The sequence below is a fragment of the Pseudomonas sp. stari2 genome (genome assembly GCF_040760005.1).
Classification (GTDB): Bacteria; Pseudomonadota; Gammaproteobacteria; order Pseudomonadales; family Pseudomonadaceae; genus Aquipseudomonas.
This window is the reverse complement of the sequence record NZ_CP099760.1, coordinates 6290719-6310573: the sequence shown is the minus strand read 5'-3', so window position 1 is coordinate 6310573 and position 19855 is coordinate 6290719. Positions and strand designations below refer to the sequence as shown.

Below are 19855 nucleotides of genomic sequence, written 5' to 3'. Positions count from 1 at the left end.
ACGAAAATTCGGGAGTCGTTGACGAAATGGGCCGGCATTTTAACAGGCTCAGCGATTTGTGCTGCTCTCTCCGACTTGTGACGCAGCACGCGATTCAAATTTGCCGGTTTTGTTACTTTCACGCAGGATGCGCGGTGATTTTGCGGCTAATGTTCTCATTCGTGACACAAAATAACGTTTTGATAACCGTTGTCGTTTGGTCATTGGTAGCCGCGACGGCATAATGCCCGCCGCCCACATCATTGCAGAGTCTAGGGAGTCAGCTTGACTACGCCTGTCGAACCCTTGCGTTTGCTGCTACTGGCTGAAGAGCCTGCGTGGACAGCGTTATTGCGCGAGTGTCTGGCTCCGTTGGGGAGTGCGGCGGTGCTGATCAGCGCGCCGAACTGGGAGTCGGTCAGCAGTCTGTTCGAAGACAACCGCCATGCGGTGTTGTTGACCGTTCCTGCTTTGCAGCCGGCGCCCGGCCGATGCAACCTGCCGACGGTGTTGCTGCTGGAGCACGAACCGGCGACTGCGCCCGATGGTGTCAGTGACTGGCTGGTGTTCGATGCCCTCGATGCCGGCATGCTTCGCCGTTGCCTGCGCCATGTGCGCGAACGCGGCGTGCTGGAAAACACCCTGCAACGCCTGGCTGAACAGGACCCCTTGACCGGCATCGCCAACCGTCAGGGTTTCCAGACTCTGCTCACGGCTCGGCTGGCGGAAAACGACGGTCGCGGCCTGGCGCTCGGGCACCTCGATCTCGACAACTTCCGACATGCCAACGACGCTCTCGGCCATCAGGCGGGCGACCGCTTGATCCTGCAAGTCGTCGCCCGGCTGAAGAGCCAACTGGAGGCCGGTGATCAACTGGCACGTCTGGGGAGCGATGAATTTGCCCTGTTGATCGACACCCGTCGCGCCCCGCAACGCGCCGAATGGATGGCCGAGCGCATCACCGAAGCCCTGGCCGAACCTTACTGGATCGACGGTGAAAGCCTGTTGATCGGCTCCAGCCTGGGCATCGCCCATGCCCGCGCTCAGGGCGGTGCCGATCCGCTGATGTGGCACGCGCATATCGCCATGCAGCAGGCCAAGAGCACTCAAGGCTGCACTTTTCACATCTTCAACGAGCGGATCAACCGCAACGCGCGGAGCATCGCCGACCTCGAAAGTGAACTGCGTCGGGCGTTGCGTCGCGATGAACTGGAGCTGCATTACCAGCCGCGCCTGAATATGCAGGACGGCCAGATTGTCGGCCTCGAAGCCCTGGTGCGCTGGCGCCACAGTGAACGCGGCTTGTTGCCGCCGAGCGAATTCGTGCCGCTGGCCGAGCAGAGCGGTCTGATCGTGCCGCTGGGTTACTGGGTGATTTCCCGGGCCCTGCGTGACATGCAGGCGTTGCGCGAACGCGGATTGCCGGCGCTGCACATGGCGATCAACCTGTCGTTCCGCCAGTTTCAGGACAGCCAATTGCTGCCGACGCTCAGCCGTCTGATCGCCGAGCGTGGTGTCGAGGCGCAATGGCTGGAATTCGAACTCACCGAAACTGCCGTGATGCGCCGCAGCGATCTGGTCAAGCAGACCATGGACGCCCTCGGTCGCCTCGGCGTGCGTTTTTCGCTGGATGACTTCGGCACCGGGTTCTCGTCGTTCGTGCACCTCAACAGCCTGCCGATCACCTTGCTGAAGATCGACAAGAGCTTTGTCGGCGGCATGGAACAGCGCGAAGAGAACCGCAAACTGGTGCACGCGATGATCAACCTCGCGCACAACCTGCACCTGGAAGTGGTGGCCGAAGGGGTGGAAACCCGGGAGCAGCTGGATCTGTTGCGCGGATTCGGCTGCGATCAGGTGCAGGGTTACCTGATCAGCAAACCGTTGCCGTTGGCGGAGTTGATTGACTATCTGATTGCTGACGCCAGCCAGCCTCCGCTGGGCATTGTGGTCTGACCAACAAGCTTACGGGAGCAGGGTTGCTCCCGTAGCCCGTCATTCCGGCTGAGCAATCTTGAATCCTTGAGATTGCGGCTCCAGTCGAATCATCCGCTTCATCTTCCATTCGAACGCCAGTGTCAGGCTGATTGCCGCGCAGGCCAGGCCCAGCGCCAAACCCCACCAGACGCCGGTCGGCCCCCAGTGCAGATGGAACGCCATCAACCACGCTGCCGGCGCGCCGATCAGCCAGTAGCAACCGAGCCCGACGAGGAAGGTGGTCTTGGCATCCTTGAGTCCGCGGATGCAGCCCATGGCAATGGTCTGCGTGCCGTCGAACAGCTCGAACCACGCCGCCACCGCCAGCAGGCTCACCGCCAGCCGAATCACCTCGGCAAACGCCGGATCGTTATGGTCGAGGAACAAACCGACCAACTGGTTCGGCAACAGCCAGAACACCATCGCAAACCCCAGCATCACCACTGCTCCAAAGACGATGCCGACCCGCCCGGACATCCGCGCATCGTTCAATTGCCCGGCGCCGTAATGCTGGCCGACGCGCATGGTGATCGCATACGACATTCCCGCCGGCACCATGAATGCCACCGAGACGATTTGCAGGGCAATCTGGTGCGCCGCCAATTGGGTGCTGCCCATGGTGCCCATGCACAGCGCCGCGAAGGCGAACAGCCCGACCTCTACCGCGTAGGTGCCACCAATCGGCAGACCCAGGCGCCAGAGTTCTTTGAGGTACTGCCGGTTAGGCCGCGACAGGCCTTCACGCAGCGGGTAGGCGTTATAGGCCGGATGCCGGCGGATGTGCCAGGCCAGCGCCAGTGCCATGCAGTTGGCAACAATCGCCGTGACCAGGCCGATACCGGTCAGGCCCAGTTTCGGCAGGCCGAACATGCCGGTGATCAGCGCGTAATTGAGCAGGAAGTTGGCCACCGTGCCGGCGAGACTGATGACCATCACCGGTGTTGCCCGGCCGATGGCGCTGGTGAAGCCGCGCAGGGCCATGAAGCTCAGGTAGCCGGGCAGGGCAAACGGCAGGGCGATCAGAAATTGTCCGGCAGCGTTGACGTTGGTCTCGGTCTGGCCGAACAGCAACAGCACCGGTTTCAGATTCCACAACAGCAACCCGGCACCGAGTGCCATCAGCCACGCCAGCCATAGCCCGGCCTGAGTCAGGCGGGCGGCGCCGATGATGTCGCCGGCACCCTGACGGATCGCCACCAGAGTGCCAACCGCCGCGATCACGCCGATGCAGAAAATCGACACGAACGAATAACTGGCCGCGCCCAGACCGCCGCCGGCCAGTGCTTCGGGGCTGAGGCGGGCCATCATCAGGGTGTCGGTCAGCACCATCAGCATGTGTGCCAACTGCGAGGCGATCAACGGCCCCGCCAGCCGCAGGATGGCCCAGAGTTCGGTACGCACAGGACGCTGCATGGCGTTCACATCCTTATAAAAGAGGGAGCAAGAGACCGTCGATTCTCAGGGTTTGGCGCAGGTTGCACAAAGGGATAAAAAGGATGGGTGGCATGATTAAAACTCATCCTGCGATGATTCTGTTAAGTTGGCGCAATCCCGCCATTGGAGCGTTGTGCATGTCCCGTCGTCTTCCACCCTTGTATGCCCTGCGCGCATTCGAAGCGGCGGCGCGGCACAGTTCGTTCACTCGGGCCGCAGAAGAGTTGTCGATCACGCAAAGTGCGGTGAGCCGGCACATCCGTACGCTCGAAGAGCATTTCGCCTGCCGCTTGTTCCATCGCAGCGGTCGCAATCTGCAACTGACCGAGTCGGCGCGCCTGCTGCTGCCGGGCATCCGCGAGGGATTCGCCGCCCTGGAGCGAGCCTGCAATACCTTGCGCGCCGAGGATGACATCCTGCGCATGAAAGCTCCGTCGACCCTGACCATGCGCTGGTTGCTGGCGCGGCTCAGTCGCTTCCGCCATCTGCAGCCGGGCAACGAGGTACAACTGACCAGCGCCTGGATGGACGTGGATTCGGTGGACTTCAACAACGAGCCCTTCGATTGCGCGGTGTTGCTCAGTGACGGGCATTTTCCGCCGGACTGGGAAGCCAGCCTGCTGTTTCCAGAGGAACTGATTCCGGTCGGCGCGCCGAATCTGCTCAACGACCAGTCCTGGGACGTTGCACGGCTGGCCAGCGCCGAATTGCTGCACCCGACGCCGGATCGCCGGGACTGGCGCAGTTGGCTGGAACACATGGGGTTGTCGGATCAGGTGTCACTCAAGGGCGGGCAGGTGTTCGATACCCTGGAACTCGGGATGATTGCGGCGGCCCGGGGCTACGGTGTGTCCATGGGGGATTTGCTGATGGTGGCCGAGGATGTCGCGCAAGGACGCCTGAGTCTGCCGTGGCCGACGGCGGTCGCCAGCGGACTGAATTATTACCTGGTGTGGCCAAAAACCCGTCCGGGAGGTGAACGTTTGCGCCGCCTGAGCGACTTCCTGCAAGGGGAAGTCCGCGCCATGACGCTGCCGGCGGTCACACGCTTGAGCTGAAACGTTCGAGCCTGCACAATGCCGGCCTTTCGCCATAACCCTGCTATTCGCTCAAGTATTCGGTTTTACCGCCGAATACGTGCATGTGGAACCGTCGTGCCGGTATCCACGATTCACCCCCACTATTAGAAAAATTTCCGAGTCAGGATCAAGGAGGATCCCGTGGCTCGGCCAGGAGCTGTCCATGTCTCAACCTCGCGCCCGGATCGCCTCGCAGCTGGGCCTCGCGCTCGCCGTGATACTGGCGATTGTCATCAGCGGCAGTACGGTGTTCGCCCTGCGTTCGCTTGACACCGCCAACCTCGCCACTCGTGAAGAACACCTGGCTAGCGAGGCACGCCTGCTCGCCGACCAGTTGAGCACTTTCCACGGCACGCTGCGTGAAAGCACCCAGCGCCTGAGCGGATTGTTCGAGAAGCGCTTCAGCGCCGGCCTGAGCATTCATCCGGGCGAGCCGGTCAACGTCGCTGGCACCCAGACCCCGGGCCTGCATCTGGGCAGCGAAGTGCTGAACAACAACTTCAAGGAAGTCGACGAGTTCAAGCAGATGACGGCGGGTGTCGCCACGCTGTTCGTGCGCAGCGGCGAAGACTTCGTGCGGGTCAGCACCTCGCTGACCAAGCAGGATGGCAGTCGCGCCATCGGCACCTTGCTCGATCACGCTCACCCGGCCTACGCGAAGTTGATGGCGGGGCAGGGTTATGTTGGCCGCGCCTTGCTGTTCGATCGCTCCTACATGACTCAATACACCCCGGTGCGTGACAGCAGCGGCAAGGTGATTGCTGTGTTGTTCGTCGGCTTCGATTACACCGACGCGCAGAACGCCCAGTTCGACAACCTCAAGCGCTTCCGCATCGGCCAGACCGGCTCGCTGGCGCTGCTGGACGAAAAGAACCAATGGCTGGTGGCGCCGGCTGGCGTGCAGGCGCTGGATCAAGCGGTTCCTGTGATCAATGATCTGGCGAAAGCGCCGGGTAAAGGCCGGTTCTGGAGCGATAAGTCCGAAGACTTCTACAGCATTGCCGTGCCGTTCGAAGGCGGTCCGTGGTCGGTGGTGGCGAGCATGCCGAAGGCCGAGATTCGCGCGGTGACCTGGAGCGTGGGTACCCAACTGGCCATCGGCAGTCTGCTGGCAATGTTGCTGGCGGTCGGCTCCGTGGTCTGGTTGCTGCGCAGCAAACTGGCGCCTTTGGGTGATCTGGTTCGTCAGGCCGAAGCCTTGGGTGCCGGTGATCTGAGCGTGCGTCTGAGCGTGTCGAGCAATGACGAAATCGGCCAGTTGGCCCGCGCCTTCAACCAGATGAGCCAAGCGCTGTCGACCATGGTCGAGCACATCCGCCGCGCCTCGGAAGAGGTCAACCGTCGGGCTCAAGCGCTGTCCGGCCTGTCTGGCGGCGCCTATGAAGGCATGGAGCAGCAGTCTGGCGAAATCACCAGCATGGCGGGTGCGGTTGAAGAATTCTCCGCCACGTCGCTGAACATTGCCGACAACATGGGCAACACCCAGCGTCTGGCCCAGGAAAACGCTCAGCAGACCCAGATCGGTCGCACGTCGATGGAAGAAGCGTCGTCCTCGCTGGAGCAGATTGCCGGCGCACTGAACACCACGGCGACCGTGATCAACACGCTGGGTCAGCGCTCCCAGGAAATCGGCGGCATCGTCAGCGTGATCACCTCGATTGCCGAACAAACCAACCTGCTGGCACTCAACGCCGCCATCGAAGCGGCCCGTGCCGGTGAACAGGGTCGCGGTTTTGCCGTGGTGGCTGACGAAGTGCGCAATCTGGCGTCGCGCACTCGTCAGGCGACCGATGAAATCTCCGGCATGATCCATAGCATCCAGCAGGAAACCGGCAACGCCATCAGCACCATGGAACAAGGCAACGTGCTGATGCAGGAAGGCCTGTCGCGTAACGCCAACGTCGCATCGGCGCTGGCGCGGATCGATGAGCAGAGCCGTTCGGCGGGTCAGCAGTTTGCCGCGATCACTACCGCGACTCAGGAGCAGAGCAGTACCGCGACGTTGTTGAGCAGCAACCTGCAGAGCATCGCGATGGCCAACAGCGAGCAGCGCGAGGTGGTGTCGAACCTGGCGATTACCGCGAAGGAACTGGAAAGCCTGGCGGCCGACCTGCGCCAAGAGGTCGACCGCTTCCGTTGAGGTGGAGTACCTGTTTACTGGTACGCGGAGAGGTCTTCGCTGGAGTCGACCTCTCCCCACTCTCCCGTGTAGGCAACAGCCTCGATGGGAACCCGGCCTGCATCGATGACGCGCTGCAGAGTGTTGGTCATGTGCATCTTGTCGCGTTGTTCCGCGGTCAGTTCGGCTCTTAGCCGAACGGCCTCTGCCCAGCCCTCGGGGGTGAAGCGCAGCAGCCCCATGTATTGGCCCTGAACTTCGTCCACCGATTGCGGCTTGTTGCCGATTTCCGCCAGCGTACCGGCGTCGGTCAGGCGGAAGGTTTCGGCATCCAGCAGCGGATCGCCGAAACGTTGCGTCCACAGTTCCAGCCAGTTGGGGTCATAGGTCACCGCCAGTGACGCCGTGTTGGTCATCAACGACTGAACCGCAGCCGGGCTGTAGAAAATATCGGAATAACTCACGATGCACGGCTGCCCCAGCAGCCACGATTCGGCGCAGGCCAGTGACGAGACCATGTTGGTGTCCGCCCAGCGCTGGTTGTGAAACTCGATCAGGCCACGTTCGGCCAGCAACTCACGTTTATAGCCGGTGACCACGGCGATTTCACTGATACCGGCCGCGCGCAGGGACTCCAGCTGCCATTCGAGCAGCGGTTTGCCCCGCAATTCGACCAGGCACTTGGGGCGCTCATCCGTGAGGCTTTTCATGCGGCTGCCACGTCCGGCAGCCAGAATAATGGCTTTCACAACACGTCTATCCCGTGGGTTATTGAGAGGAGTGGGGTTCGCCGAACAACTGCTGGATTCGCGTCAGGTCGTGGGAGGCAAAATCCGCTTCACGTTCCGGGTGCCACATCCAGCCTTCCCACGGCAGTTGAAGGTGGCGGATGGCTTCGATTTCCCCGTCTTCGCTGCGGGCCATGACTTCAAACCCCTGCGGGCAGCCAGCAAGGGCGAGGCCGTGATAGCTGTTCACTTCGGCAACGATCCGGCCGGACAACCGATGCCGGGTTCGCACATGACCGGTGACCGGTTTCAGCTCGCCACCGGACCAGTGCGCCAGCATCTGCATGCCGCGACAAATGCCCAGCACTGGCAACTGACGCGCGTTTGCGTGATCCAGTAACTCGCTTTCGGTGCGGTCGCGGGCCGGGCACTGACCGATGTCATTGCCCCCCGACAGCACGATGGCGTGGGGCGCGACGGCCGCCAGCCAGTGATCGAGCGGCAAGCCGTTGGGCACTGGCACCGGGACGAAACCGGCTGCCAGAAGGAAACCGATCAGTCGCTGATCCAGCGCATCACGGGCTTCTCCGCGTTCCGGGTGACTGTCCACTCGCTGACTGACGGCGACAACCTTCATGCCATCATCTCCACCCGGCGGCCCGGGCAATCCAGGTGCAGGAAATCCGCCGTCGACCAGCGCCGGTAAAGCACTTCACCCGCACCAATGACGGCCGGTAAGCCCAGTTCGCCGGCACGGATCGCCATGTGCGAATTGGCGCCGCCCCACGCTGTGATCAATCCGGCAATCGGGTAGGCGAACAACCAGTCGAACCCCGGATCCGCGTTGGGAATACAGACGATCGCCCCGGCGAGTTTGTCCCGGTCGTCGCACAGCACAACCGGCGCGGTCACGCGCTTCTGGGTGATGAAATTGGGCGCCGTTTCCGGCCACTCGAAACACCAGACATCTTCCGGTCGGGTGATTACCGGTGGCAGGGAGACCTTGAGCGTCTCGGCATAGCGCGCCTTGCCCTGTTCGATGCTGCGCAGCAGTACCTCTTTCGGATCCGCTGCCGCCACGTGCAGTTCGGTGAAGGCGCGGATATCGCAATAGGCCAGGTCTTCGCGACCGATGCCGTGCTCGGCACCGACTTGCGCAATCAATGCCAGCGCGTCGGAGAGATTACGGGTGAAGTGGAACTTGGCCAGTTCCCGCAGTTCGATACCGTTCTGCAGAAAGTCCAGCAAACCGACCGGATCGGGCTGCAAGCCATGGGCCTCGAGCAGTTTCACGATCTCGCGCATCTGCGGCAGCGTCAGCGAAAACGGTTGAAGGGGTTCCGGGGCGGTCGGGCGTTGAGTCCAGTCGAAATAGAGCTCCGGCGCTTCATCGTAGCGCGGTGAAAGGATGTCGTAGGTGCCCGGTCTCAGATGCCCGTAACGCGCCAGGAAAGTCGTCTTGTCGAGCGTCGCCCGATCGCGTGCCAATTGCCCGCTGACGGTGGAAACACCGGCCATGAACGCATCGTAGTCTGCCTGCGAAAACACACCTACGGCCACCAGCGACCTGAGCATCTGCACGGCGACGAAGCCGGCGCGGGCCAGACCGGCGAAGGGCAGGGTGCCGTAGCGTTTCGCATCTTCCAGCAACCAGTAAATGCGCTCCAGCGGATCGGCATCGGAAGCCAGCAATTCATCGCGGCGGGCATTGAGCACATCGAGTTTGTTGGCATCGCTGCGCCACAGACCGTCCTTGGGGTGGACGATACGGTTGGTCAGCTTGCGCAGGCTGGTGCTGATCGCGTCCAGCTCGTGGGGCTGAAAGCCTGCATCGGCGAGGCGTTCCAGTTGTTGCGACAGATCCAGGGTGTAGCAGGAGAACACGATTTCGAACTCCACCTTGTCGTGGAGTGTCGGCTCGGCCAGCAACCGATCGATGTAGTAGTCGACCAGCCGCCCGGCCAGATCTTCATCAAGATCTGCCGGAATGAAGGAGTTGAACGACAAACGCACATCGATATAAGGCAGGCCGAAAAAGTGCGGCATCAGCGGAAAGCTGCGCAAGTTGCGGTAGCCGTAGTTGTGACGTTGGTACGCCCAGATGGAGTCGGTCACCAGGTCCCGGTACAGCGAGAGTGCCAACGGCTTGGGCCGGATACCGATGATCTCGGCCGGGTTCCAGTCAGGCATCACGCCATAGACCGTGCGCTGGCCGATCAGGAAAGGATGCGGTCGCATGCCGCGCGCCACTTTGCGCTGAATGCTTTCCAGGCGGGCGGCCTGCTCCGCCTCGGATTCCGGACGGGAAGGCAGAATCAGCGGCCGGGCCTGTAACAGCCAGAGCGCTTCGCCGTCGTTTTCACCAGTGATTGCAAACTCGCAGTCGAGCGGCACGCCGCCGAATAGCGGCAGCAGCTCTTCGAGCAAGCCAATCACGGGCGCGAGGGACGCAGGTGCTGCAAGTTTGCTGTGGGCGGCCTGCTGCCAGAGCCGACCGCCCATGCCACCGGTCACCGAGGCGGTGTCGCTGCCTTCCGACCAGTTCACCACGCGATAGGGGGTGCAGGTGTTGGGGTCGTGGGAAAACGCGACGCCGGAGCGCAGCACATTCCGCAGCATGGGCTGGATCAGGATCTCGTCCGACGGATACACCTCGCCGTAACTGGCGATCACCTGTTCAACCGCCGAGGCCAGCCCTGCGTCATCGACATCCGGGATCGACAGGAAGGCGCCCGCGAAGGACGCCTGGGCGCTGTCTTCGCGTCCGCAGCTTGAACGCACGATCCAGGGAGCGGCAGGCAGCCGTCCCTGGACAGCCAGGACACAGGCTTGCCGATCCCGTTGCCAGTCCGCCACGGTGAATGCCAGCAGCGGCGCAATGCGGGCCGACGCGAGTCGTCCTTGCAGGCTGGACAGCGTGCCGGCCTTGGTAGAGAAATGCAGGGCCATCAGGCGTTATCTCAGCTGGGCGACCCAAATGTTCGTCGAGTACGGAATCTGGATCGAAGGCGTCTTCAGGCCTTTCAGGTAGTCGTCGATGGCGCTGATCACTTCGTGGAAGTTCGCACCGGCCTGACGCTCCAGCGTGGCGTGGGAGCGCCAGGCTTCCAGGCATTCTTCGATGCTCTGCTCGTGAATGACTCGGGCGTCCAGGTGTACGACCGGGCCGAACAGTTCACTGGCGTCGATCACGGCCGTCTGGTCTTCGCGACGGGTGCCGTAGCCATAACCCGGTACGCGCTCCTTGATGATGGCTTCGATCCGGGCCTGGATCGGGTCTTCAAGATTGCGGTGGTTCCACATGCAGGCGAACCAGCCACGAGGCTTGAGAATGCGCGCGGTTTCTTTCAGGGCCTGTTGGCGGTCGCAGACGTTGAATGAGCTGCCGAAGGTGACCATGTCGAACGCCTGGGTCGCCTGGCCGGTCACTTCGCCTGTGCCTTCGTGCCATTTGACATTGGCCAGCTCGGCGGTGCGCTTGATGCCGTTGGCGCGCATCGCATCGTTGGGTTCCACGGCGGTAACGTGCAGGCCACGAGCGGCCAGCATCAGCGTCAGGTGAGCAACACCGGCGCCGACGTCGCAGAACTTGTCGCCCTGTTCGGCACCTGCGATCGAGAGCATCGCGTCGATGGCGGCATCGGCGTAGTCAGGACGCTTCAGATAGGCGTCGGCCAGGGTGGTGTAATCCCATTCGGTTTTCATACCAGATTCCTTGTATAAATTTTATTGAGTAAATCGTCTGCCAGGCTTTGCCCGGAGCGCAGGGGGTCGAATTCAACCAGCCAGTCCGCCGCTTGCGGTTCATCAACGGGCAGGTCAAGTCCGGCAACGTTGTTCAGTTCACCGGCATGAAACCGACGGTAGATGCCCTTGGGATCCCGGCGGCTGAGCTCCTCTACCGGCACTTTCAGGTAAACCTCGAAATAACCGGGCAGATGGGCGCGGTTCCACGCATGAACTTCACGAAACAGCGAGATCGTTGCGATCACCACGGTGTGGCCTTGCGCCGCGATCATTCTGCAGAGATGGGCGTATTGCATGGCCAGCGCGAGTCGACCTTCACGGCCATGGTTCTGCGAGTTGGCAGCAGTGGCGCCGAATACCTCGCGCAACTCATCGCCATCGAGCATCACAACCGATTGGCCATTGCTGCGCAGACGGGCAACGAGCTCACCGGCCAGCGTTGATTTGCCGGCGCCCGAAAGGCCCGTAATCCATATCACCTGCGCGCGAGGGTCACATTTCATAGCGTTCTGACCAGTGTTCCGTGTGGGTATCTGGCGTTAAACCTTGCAGCAGGTTCAACGCGGTTTATCTGTGTTCAGTCACGCTCTTTGATATTGCCAAAGGAGTCGATAGTTGACTGGCAGAACATCGAGTCATGCTTGTTCTCGATCAAGTCATGAAACACATCCCGCGGTAACGGCAAGTTGTGGTACTGCGTTTCGTAGAACTTCTTGTATATAAAATAATTGTCGTCGGGGGACATCAGACTGAAACCCAGTGCCAGCTCTTTTAGTTCGTCAGCGTTTTTTGCGATGGGCAGCAGGTTATTCATCTGTTGCAGCCAGGCGTCGACAATCGGATTGCATTCATCGGAGGTCGGAACGTAATAGATTGGCAGCTTGCATGAGTTGAGCATGAACGACACACCACCGGTCGAGGCGTCGGTAATGATGGTGTCGCACTGCTGGTAGAAAACCGTGCTGCTGGTGCCTGGCTTATCTATGGTGATCCAGTCATACACAGAGAGCTGTTTGCACAGGTCCTTCAGGGTTGGATGCTCGAGGTCAGCCATGTACGGACGCAGGATGAACCGGGCATGTGCAATCTGTGACCTGACGGCATTGATCACGGTTTGCAGGTTTTCGTACAGCGACGCGCCACTTGGGCAAATACCCAATTGTGTCGGCAGCAGCCCGACAACGTAGTCCCCCGATGTCCTGTTCGACACGGGAGCGGACTCGAAGAACCGGGGAACCTTGATTGGCAATGTCGCGACCGGACTTGTCTTGCGCATGTCGGTGCGCAATGCAATGCCATCGACGATCAGGGATTTCAGGGCTTTTCTGTCGGGTCTGTAGCGTTGCAGGCCGGTTTTGATCAGGTCAAATCCTGATCGGGACGAAGCAATGACCACGTCCCAATAGGACGTCAGTTCGGCGTAGTAATACTTGTCCCTGGTCGGCATTCCGATATTGCCGTGGGTCAGGAAGATGCCAAAGTTCGAATCGTCGAGCACGCGGCCAACCCAGGCATCGTTTGAAATGACGATTTGTGATTCCAGGTTCGAGATCACCTCTACGCCTACCTGCTGAACCGGGTAGTCGAGGATCTCTTCTGCCTCTTGTCTGCTCAGCCCCGTCTTGTCTGTTTGCAGGACGATGCAGTTGTAAGTGTTGCGCAGGGCATCAAGTGCAGGGATCAGGTATTCGAGGTATGTTTTGCCGCCACGGGTGACATTGCTGATCAGATAGACGTTTTTCATTTTTGACTTGTGCTTATAAAATTTGCCGTGGCAAAACAAGTTGGGTCGGCTGGCGCGCGTTGACAATCAACTGATTGATATTGTCTTGGCGAATTAGCCATTGAAAACCTGTCATCGGCAGTTGTTTGGGAACATGCCGTTTTATGACGATTTTAATTGATCAAATATATTGCGCCCGGTGGGCTGAAGAGATCTTTTCCATGATGTGCCGCCTCCATTTTATATTGCTTTAAAATTTGAGCTTTTAACTAAAAGCTCTGGTGCCTGATGAAGAGCGCCGTCGTTATATCACATCTTGGCTAATGGCTATCAGCGCGTGCGGACTTTATTTTCAGTCGGCAAAGATCGCCAGCAAGCACCTGTCCATCCTGTCATTGCGTCGACGGGCGATACTGAAGCGCTTCGGCCAGATGTTCGCGAGAGATGGCATCAACCTTCTCTATATCGGCCAGTGTCCGCGCAACCTTGAGCAGTCGATGTGCCGAACGCAGCGAGAGGGTCAGCCGCTCACACGCTGACTCCAGCCAGTGCTCGTCGGTTGTGGATAACTTGCAGTGTCTGCGCAACCCCGGCAGATCCAGAAACGCATTGGCGCAGCCTTGACGCTTTTGCTGTCGCTCCCGGGCTTCGGCGACCTGAATCGCTGCACTGGCGCTGTCCTCGCCGGGCTTCATTGTCGGGTTCAATGCAGTGGCTTCCCGTGCAACGGTCAGGTGCAGATCGATCCGGTCCAGCAACGGCCCCGACAGCTTGTTGCGATAACGCTGCACCATGTCCGGGGTGCATGAGCAGCGCCCCGTTGGCTCGCCCAGATATCCGCAGGGGCACGGGTTCATTGCCGCAACCAGTTGAAAGCGTGCAGGGAAGCGCACGCGGTCTTTCGCGCGCGCGATGACGATATGCCCGGACTCCAGAGGTTCGCGCAGTACCTCCAGCACCTTGCGATCAAACTCCGGCAGTTCGTCGAGAAACAGCACGCCGTGGTGGGCGAGGGTGATTTCGCCGGGCTGAGGTTTTGAACTGCCACCGACCAGTGCCGGCCCGGAGGCCGAATGGTGAGGTTGGCGAAAGGGCCGTTGCGGCCAGTGGGTGAGCGGGGCGCCACTGGCGACCGATTGAATCGCAGCCACTTCCAGCGCTTCACACTCGGCCAGAGGCGGAAGCAACCCCGGCAATCGACTGGCCAGCAACGTCTTGCCCGTTCCCGGTGGCCCGCTGAGCAGCAGATTATGCGCGCCCGCCGCCGCTATCAGCAGCGCGCGCTTGGCTGCCAGTTGACCCTGAACTTCATTCAAGTCGGGATAAGGTCTGGCTGCATGGATCAACCCGTCCGAAACATAAGGTTCGACCGGTGTATGCCCATTGAAATGCGCCACTGCCTCCAGCAGATGATCCACCGCGATCACCTTCAGCCCTGATGCCAGGCATGCCTCTTCGGCATTTGCCCGAGGCACCATCAACGTCCGCCCCGCCTTGCGTGCCGCCAGTGCCGCCGGCAACACCCCGCGCACCGCCCGCACTGCGCCGGACAACGCCAGCTCACCGAGGCACTCCACGTCATCCAGCGTCAACGTCGGCACCTGCACACTCGCCGACAGGATCCCCAACGCAATCGCCAGATCAAACCGCCCGCCGTCCTTGGGCAGATCCGCCGGGGCCAGATTCAACGTGATCCGCCGCGCCGGAAACTGCAGCCCGGAATTGATGATCGCGCTGCGCACCCGGTCCTTGCTCTCCTTCACCGCCGCTTCGGGCAGGCCGACCATGGTCAGCGAGGGCAAGCCGTTGGCGAGGTGGACTTCGACGGTGACGGCGGGAGCATCCACGCCAATCTGGGCGCGGCTGTGGACGATGGCGAGGGACATGGTCGTTCCTTGAGTTGAATCGGGGGCCGCTTCCTGCGGTTTTTTAAGGGTAGTCGGGGAGGAGGGAGTTGAAGGGACAGTTGCCTGGGCAAAGCTTCACTGGATGTTGCTGGAATCGAAAGGACTAATCTTCAAGCGAAAAAAAACCGCCTACTAGACGGTCTTTTAATGCGGGATTCAGGTTCCGCCACCGGCGAGCCAGCCATCAGGCTCCAATTCTTTGCCATAGGCCGCGGCGACTTTCAAAAAGTGCCGCTGACTGGCAGAAACCGTATCGGTCAAACTGGGCGTTTCTGCACGAAGCCTGGATGCGAGTAACGGCTGTTTTTTCTGTTTCTTCTGTTTCATAGACACCTCTCGTGTCTGGATGAATGAGTCGATCTTATTGGTCGTCCAGTGGAAAGACAAGGCGGTCGGCTGTGTCGAAATGAAACCCAAGTTTTTGGTAGTAGGGGATGGCGCCAGAGTCAGGTTCCTGGACCTCGATTTCAGTGCATCCCAGTCTCCGTGCATAGAATTCAGTTGTCAGTAGCGCCATGGGTGCGATCCAGCCTCGCAAGGTGTGGGTTCTGCCAGTTCGTCCCTGCAAAAGGATGATTTTTATGCAGATCGTGCTTTTGCGCGGAGTTGCGTAACACAAGCCGCACAGCTCTCCTTCGTACCAAAAAGCCAGGTCCAGACCCTTTGCGTCTTTGGTTTTCCACTTCAGCACGTCATCCCATGGATAGCTCACGGGCCCGCTCCACTGGTGGTATGCATTGATTGCTACAGAAGTAATTGGCTCAATTCCGAGTAATGTTGCATCCACCCCGGCCGCTAATGCTTCCGGGTCCATGGATATGGTTTGGTGTGCAAGCTTGCGGGCTTCGGATTTGAGTGTCTGATTACGGAGCTCGGTACCTTTTCCTTTTCTTCGCATTGTCTGAGTTCTGTTTGGATCAGGCCGCAGAAGGTAGCGAAGGCGGGGATACTCACGTAATCAGGCGTGGGGGACAGTCCTTGTAGGACTGTACTTACTTAAGTGAAGGACGTTGGTTTGGGCGGATTCAGGGTGATACGGCTTGGGAGCTAAAAATTCGCTGCGACTACTCCTAAAAAAAGAAAAAGGCGTCCTGTCGGACGCCTTTTTCTTTTTTGATTCAGGATTTTCTGCCCGACAACAGGCCGCTTGGCTCAAGCTCAGGCCCGCACGTAACGGCGACTTCAATAAGCCTCCGTTGATTGGCTGACATATTTCCAGCCAGTCGGAGTGCTTGGAGGTGTAATTCAACAATCAGAAGTAGCTTTGTCTTCCTCTTTTTATCTTTCACAGAGACCTCCATCCTGACGGGTACATTTTCGTTTGCCAATGTAATGAGGGGTGTAAGGACGGCATAACCAGGCGGGGACGCTGATTTTTGTAGGGGCATGCCCTAATAGTTGTAGGACGCCAGCGAAAGGGACTCAACGGTCTTGTATTGCAAAGTCGGGTGCTCCAGTTTGGCCGCTCAATGCAGCCTCTGGAGGCGACAAATGAACCGCAATGGTATGCGCCCGATTCATCCCGGCGAAGTTCTGAGTAAGGAATTCATGGAGCCGTTGGGCATGACTGTCATGGACTTGGCCATGCCCACGAACTGGCCTGAAACCGAGATCGAGAAGCTTGTGAAATGCCAGCTCAGGATCTGCGCCGATCTGGCAATCAGGCTGGCAATCCACCTCAACACCACGCCTGAGTTCTGGATGAATCTTCAGTCGACTTACGATTTACGCAGGGCCCAGCTCCGGCATGCGGGCCTATAGCGATTGCAGCATCCGCGAAGCCCTTTTCCACCAAGTGGCCGGCACTGGGTGTTTTCGCTTTTCCCGTTCTACCAGCATCTGCGGCACATCCTGCAACCGAATCCACGGCTGGTTATTCCAGTGCAGCAAACTCAACGACATCTCGGGCCAATTCAACAGGCTTAGCTGTGGGCGTTCGCTTGTGGTGGGGTGCTGGGCATCGCGCAGGGTGGGGATGACCTGATGGGTGAGCCATTCGCGTAGCGCTCGGTATTCGGGGCAGTAGTGATAGACGAGGAGGGCGTAGATGCCGGATTCGCTGATCAGGAGGGTATCTTCGATCTGGTTGTGGATCAGGGTTTTGCGAGTTTGGTATTGGTCCGGGTCGAGCTTTCGCAGCATGCGTTCGTTGAGATAAATATGCAGCAGGCGGCCCAGATCACGGGCAGAGAACCAGGGTTGGTTCTGGATGAGGAGGGCGTGGAGGGGGAGTTTGTGGCGGGTGAAAACCTGAGGAGTGAGGTACGTATCTTCGTTATTCATTGAACAGCTCCTTTTGCTTTAGGGCTGCCCTCAATTGTCGCCAAACAATTGGGTGGCAGTCGTACGCGGGTTGGCGAACCGGAGCAAAAGGAACCCGGCAGACCCGAAGGTCTCCCACGCACAACCGCCATGACTCGATGTGGCGGTAAACATAGCCGCCATCAGGGTTGTCGTGCGCCTTAAGCTTTCCGGGTCGCCAAACCCAGTGCTGAACATTCAGCATTGGGTGAGCTTAGGAATCAGGGCTTCATGACGCAATCGGACGGCGGGATTGCAATCTGTAGGATTCTGCCGAGAGTCGATAGCGAATCCTGAATGGCGGGAAGGTCGTTCCGACCTTCATTCGCGGGCAAGCCCGCTCCCACAAGGGGCCGCGTTCATAAAGAAACGAGGTGTTATTCGGCCGACGGCGTCAGCTTCGCTTCCAGCTCAGCCACCTTCGCTTCAAGACTCTCAAGCCGGGCGCGAGTGCGCGCCAGCACCACCATCTGACTATCGAATTCTTCCCGGCTCACCAGGTCCAGTTTGCTGAAGGCACTTTGCAGCAGCATTTTGAACTGGCTTTCGATTTCGGCTTTTGGCAATGGCGTGTCGCCGCTGAACAGGCGGGAAGCGGTGCCGCTCAGGGCGTCGAGGAAGTCTTTGGGCGCGAGCATGGGATATGTCCTGGAAACAATGGCCGGCAGTGTATCACGCAGTGTCTATAGTCATTCGCGCGGGCCGGGATGCACGCTTTTCGCGCAAAAGGACGAACGGCTGCGCACCGTTGTTGTGCGTATCCCGTGTGCCATTTCGGTGATGGCATCGACGGCCACGGCCAAGGGATTGAAATCAGGGGATTTTGGCGAGATGGCAAGCTTTCTGCTTAGTCGGTAGTGACCCATGCACTGATGCAGTCGCTGTGACGAATGCAGTGCGCCGGACGGGACGGGGAGTTTCGTCGGGAGCGGTTAGCTGGCGTCAGTCGGGCAGGTACGGCCGACGATGCGTTACAAAGCCAGGCACTGCGCTTAGACTTGAGTCGGGTTTGTTTTCCTGGGGCAAGTCCACCAATTCGGGAGAGAGTTTCATGAAGCTAGTCACTGCCATCATCAAGCCGTTCAAGTTGGACGACGTGCGCGAGTCGCTGTCCGAAATCGGCGTGCAGGGCATTACCGTTACTGAAGTCAAAGGCTTCGGGCGGCAGAAGGGTCACACCGAGCTGTATCGCGGCGCGGAGTACGTGGTCGATTTTCTGCCCAAGGTGAAAATCGACGTTGCCATCGACGACAAGGATCTGGATCGGGTTATCGAGGCGATAACCAAGGCTGCCAACACCGGCAAGATCGGTGACGGCAAGATCTTCGTGGTCAATCTGGAACAGGCGATCCGCATCCGTACCGGCGAAACCGATACCGACGCGATCTAAACGCCGCCACAAACCCAACGCCCCAGGAGAAAACAATATGACTCTGCGTAAATTCGCAGGGCTAGGCGCCCTGTTGTCCATCGTAATGCCCGGCCTGGCTTTGGCGGCAGATCCGGTGGCGCCTCCAGTCCTCAATTCCGGCGATACCGCCTGGATGCTGACCTCGACGGCCCTCGTGCTGTTCATGACCATTCCCGGCCTCGCGCTGTTCTACGGCGGCATGGTTCGGTCGAAAAACATTCTTTCCGTGATGATGCAGTGCTTCGCCATTACCGGCCTGGTCACCATCCTGTGGTTCCTTTATGGCTACAGCATGGCGTTCGACACCACCGGGATGGAAGCCAACGTCGTCAACTTCAACTCCTTCGTCGGCGGCTTCGGCAAGGCCTTCCTCGCGGGCATCACGCCTGCCAGCATTACTGGCCCGGCGGCGCTGTTCCCTGAAGCCGTGTTCGTCACTTACCAGATGACATTCGCCATCATCACCCCGGCGCTGATCGTCGGTGCCTTCGCCGAGCGTATGAAGTTCTCCGCGATGCTGGTGTTCATGGGCATATGGTTCACCGTGGTGTATGCGCCGATTGCGCACATGGTGTGGAGCGGTCCGGGGTCGCTGCTGGGTGACTGGGGCGTGCTCGACTTCGCGGGCGGCACCGTGGTGCACATCAACGCCGGTATCGCCGGTCTGGTGGCGTGCCTGGTGCTGGGCAAGCGCAAAGGTTTCCCGACCACCCCGATGGCGCCACACAACCTCGGTTACACCCTGATGGGCGCCGCCATGTTGTGGGTAGGCTGGTTCGGCTTCAACGCCGGTTCCGCCGCAGCCGCCAACGGCACCGCCGGCATGGCGATGCTGGTCACCCAGATCGCAACCGCTGCTGCTGCACTGGGCTGGATGTTCGCCGAGTGGATCACCCACGGCAAACCGAGCGCACTGGGTATCGCGTCGGGCGTGGTTGCCGGTCTGGTGGCAATCACTCCGGCGGCTGGCACCGTGGGCCCTATGGGTTCGCTGATCATTGGCCTGGCCGCTGGTGTGGTGTGCTTCTTCTGCGCCACCAGCCTGAAACGCAAACTCGGCTATGACGACTCCCTGGACGCCTTCGGTGTGCACGGTATCGGCGGTATCCTCGGCGCAATCCTTACCGGTGTGTTCGCTGCTCCGGCGCTGGGTGGTTTCGGCACCGTCACCGACATTGCTTCCCAAGTGTGGATTCAGTGCAAAGGCGTCGGCTTCACTGTGATCTACACCGCAATCGTCACCTTCATCATCCTCAAGGTGCTGGATGCCGTGATGGGGCTGCGCGCTACCGAGGAAGAAGAATCGGTGGGCCTGGACCTGGCACAACACAACGAGCGCGGCTACAACCTGTAAGTACGCGCCTCAAAAACTTGCCCGGTTCGCCGGGCATTTTTTTGTCCGGAATTTGTCATCCTTGAGATGGCTGAAAGGATTTTTCGTACTGCTTTG

18 protein-coding genes are annotated in these 19855 nt (G+C 59.9%); 6 read left to right on the top strand and 12 right to left on the bottom strand.

The window, feature by feature from the left end:
* Positions 1-264: 264 nt before the first annotated feature.
* Positions 265-1935 (top strand): putative bifunctional diguanylate cyclase/phosphodiesterase, encoded by a 1671-nt coding sequence (locus NH234_RS29040; RefSeq protein WP_367255206.1) that lies wholly within the window; start codon positions 265-267, stop codon positions 1933-1935.
* 39 nt (positions 1936-1974) lie between these two features.
* Here the strand turns inward: NH234_RS29040 and NH234_RS29035 are convergent, their stop codons facing one another.
* Positions 1975-3369, bottom strand: a complete 1395-nt coding sequence (locus NH234_RS29035; protein WP_367255204.1) for a NorM family multidrug efflux MATE transporter — start codon at positions 3367-3369, stop codon at positions 1975-1977.
* 158 nt (positions 3370-3527) lie between these two features.
* On the opposite strand from NH234_RS29035, the gene NH234_RS29030 reads away from it, so the two are divergent.
* Both NH234_RS29030 and NH234_RS29025 read left to right on the top strand, forming a co-directional pair.
* Positions 3528-4448 (top strand): LysR substrate-binding domain-containing protein, encoded by a 921-nt coding sequence (locus NH234_RS29030; RefSeq protein ID WP_367255202.1) that lies wholly within the window; start codon positions 3528-3530, stop codon positions 4446-4448.
* Between the two features lie 184 nt (positions 4449-4632).
* Complete coding sequence (locus tag NH234_RS29025; protein ID WP_367255200.1) at positions 4633-6609, top strand: methyl-accepting chemotaxis protein; 1977 nt, start codon at positions 4633-4635, stop codon at positions 6607-6609.
* Between the two features lie 14 nt (positions 6610-6623).
* On the opposite strand, the gene NH234_RS29020 is transcribed toward NH234_RS29025, so the two are convergent.
* From NH234_RS29020 to NH234_RS28980, 9 genes are all read right to left on the bottom strand, one after another.
* A complete protein-coding gene (locus NH234_RS29020; RefSeq protein WP_367255198.1) occupies positions 6624-7337 on the bottom strand; it encodes a phosphocholine cytidylyltransferase family protein in 714 nt (237 codons plus the stop codon).
* A 19-nt stretch (positions 7338-7356) separates the two neighbouring features.
* Positions 7357-7953, bottom strand: a complete 597-nt coding sequence (locus tag NH234_RS29015) for a gamma-glutamyl-gamma-aminobutyrate hydrolase family protein (protein ID WP_367255196.1) — start codon at positions 7951-7953, stop codon at positions 7357-7359.
* Positions 7950-10265, bottom strand: coding sequence for a PEP-utilizing enzyme (locus NH234_RS29010; RefSeq protein WP_367255194.1), 2316 nt, complete (start codon positions 10263-10265; stop codon positions 7950-7952). The genes NH234_RS29015 and NH234_RS29010 overlap by 4 nt, the downstream gene beginning before the upstream one ends.
* Positions 10266-10271: 6 nt before the next feature.
* On the bottom strand, positions 10272-11021 hold the full coding sequence (locus NH234_RS29005) for a class I SAM-dependent methyltransferase (protein ID WP_367255192.1): 750 nt from the start codon (positions 11019-11021) through the stop codon (positions 10272-10274).
* The gene (locus NH234_RS29000; protein WP_367255190.1) at positions 11018-11566 is read right to left on the bottom strand and encodes an adenylyl-sulfate kinase; all 549 of its coding nucleotides are present in this window, start codon (positions 11564-11566) and stop codon (positions 11018-11020) included. The genes NH234_RS29005 and NH234_RS29000 overlap by 4 nt, the downstream gene beginning before the upstream one ends.
* A 74-nt stretch (positions 11567-11640) precedes the next feature.
* Positions 11641-12807 carry a hypothetical protein gene (locus NH234_RS28995; RefSeq protein WP_367255189.1) on the bottom strand — a complete coding sequence of 389 codons (1167 nt, stop codon included), beginning with the start codon at positions 12805-12807 and terminating at the stop codon, positions 11641-11643.
* Positions 12808-13178: 371 nt separating this feature from the next.
* Positions 13179-14672 carry a YifB family Mg chelatase-like AAA ATPase gene (locus NH234_RS28990; RefSeq protein ID WP_367255187.1) on the bottom strand — a complete coding sequence of 498 codons (1494 nt, stop codon included), beginning with the start codon at positions 14670-14672 and terminating at the stop codon, positions 13179-13181.
* A 177-nt stretch (positions 14673-14849) separates the two neighbouring features.
* Positions 14850-15020: a hypothetical protein gene (locus NH234_RS28985; protein WP_170929585.1), complete on the bottom strand. Its 171-nt coding sequence runs from the start codon at positions 15018-15020 to the stop codon at positions 14850-14852.
* A gap of 34 nt (positions 15021-15054) precedes the next feature.
* The gene (locus NH234_RS28980; protein ID WP_367255185.1) at positions 15055-15405 is read right to left on the bottom strand and encodes a hypothetical protein; all 351 of its coding nucleotides are present in this window, start codon (positions 15403-15405) and stop codon (positions 15055-15057) included.
* Between the two features lie 779 nt (positions 15406-16184).
* Here NH234_RS28980 and NH234_RS28975 point away from each other — a divergent pair.
* On the top strand, positions 16185-16454 hold the full coding sequence (locus NH234_RS28975) for a HigA family addiction module antitoxin (RefSeq protein ID WP_085731421.1): 270 nt from the start codon (positions 16185-16187) through the stop codon (positions 16452-16454).
* On the opposite strand, the gene NH234_RS28970 is transcribed toward NH234_RS28975, so the two are convergent.
* Positions 16449-16976: a Bro-N domain-containing protein gene (locus tag NH234_RS28970; protein ID WP_367255183.1), complete on the bottom strand. Its 528-nt coding sequence runs from the start codon at positions 16974-16976 to the stop codon at positions 16449-16451. The two genes, NH234_RS28975 and NH234_RS28970, sit on opposite strands and share 6 nt — an antisense overlap.
* A gap of 395 nt (positions 16977-17371) precedes the next feature.
* Positions 17372-17632: an accessory factor UbiK family protein gene (locus NH234_RS28965; protein WP_039765256.1), complete on the bottom strand. Its 261-nt coding sequence runs from the start codon at positions 17630-17632 to the stop codon at positions 17372-17374.
* 413 nt (positions 17633-18045) lie between these two features.
* Between NH234_RS28965 and glnK the strand changes: the two genes are divergently transcribed.
* Together glnK and NH234_RS28955 are read left to right on the top strand one after the other, a co-directional pair.
* Positions 18046-18384: a P-II family nitrogen regulator gene (gene glnK / locus NH234_RS28960; protein ID WP_002555808.1), complete on the top strand. Its 339-nt coding sequence runs from the start codon at positions 18046-18048 to the stop codon at positions 18382-18384.
* Positions 18385-18421: 37 nt separating this feature from the next.
* Positions 18422-19759: an ammonium transporter gene (locus NH234_RS28955; RefSeq protein WP_367255181.1), complete on the top strand. Its 1338-nt coding sequence runs from the start codon at positions 18422-18424 to the stop codon at positions 19757-19759.
* Positions 19760-19855: the final 96 nt, after the last annotated feature.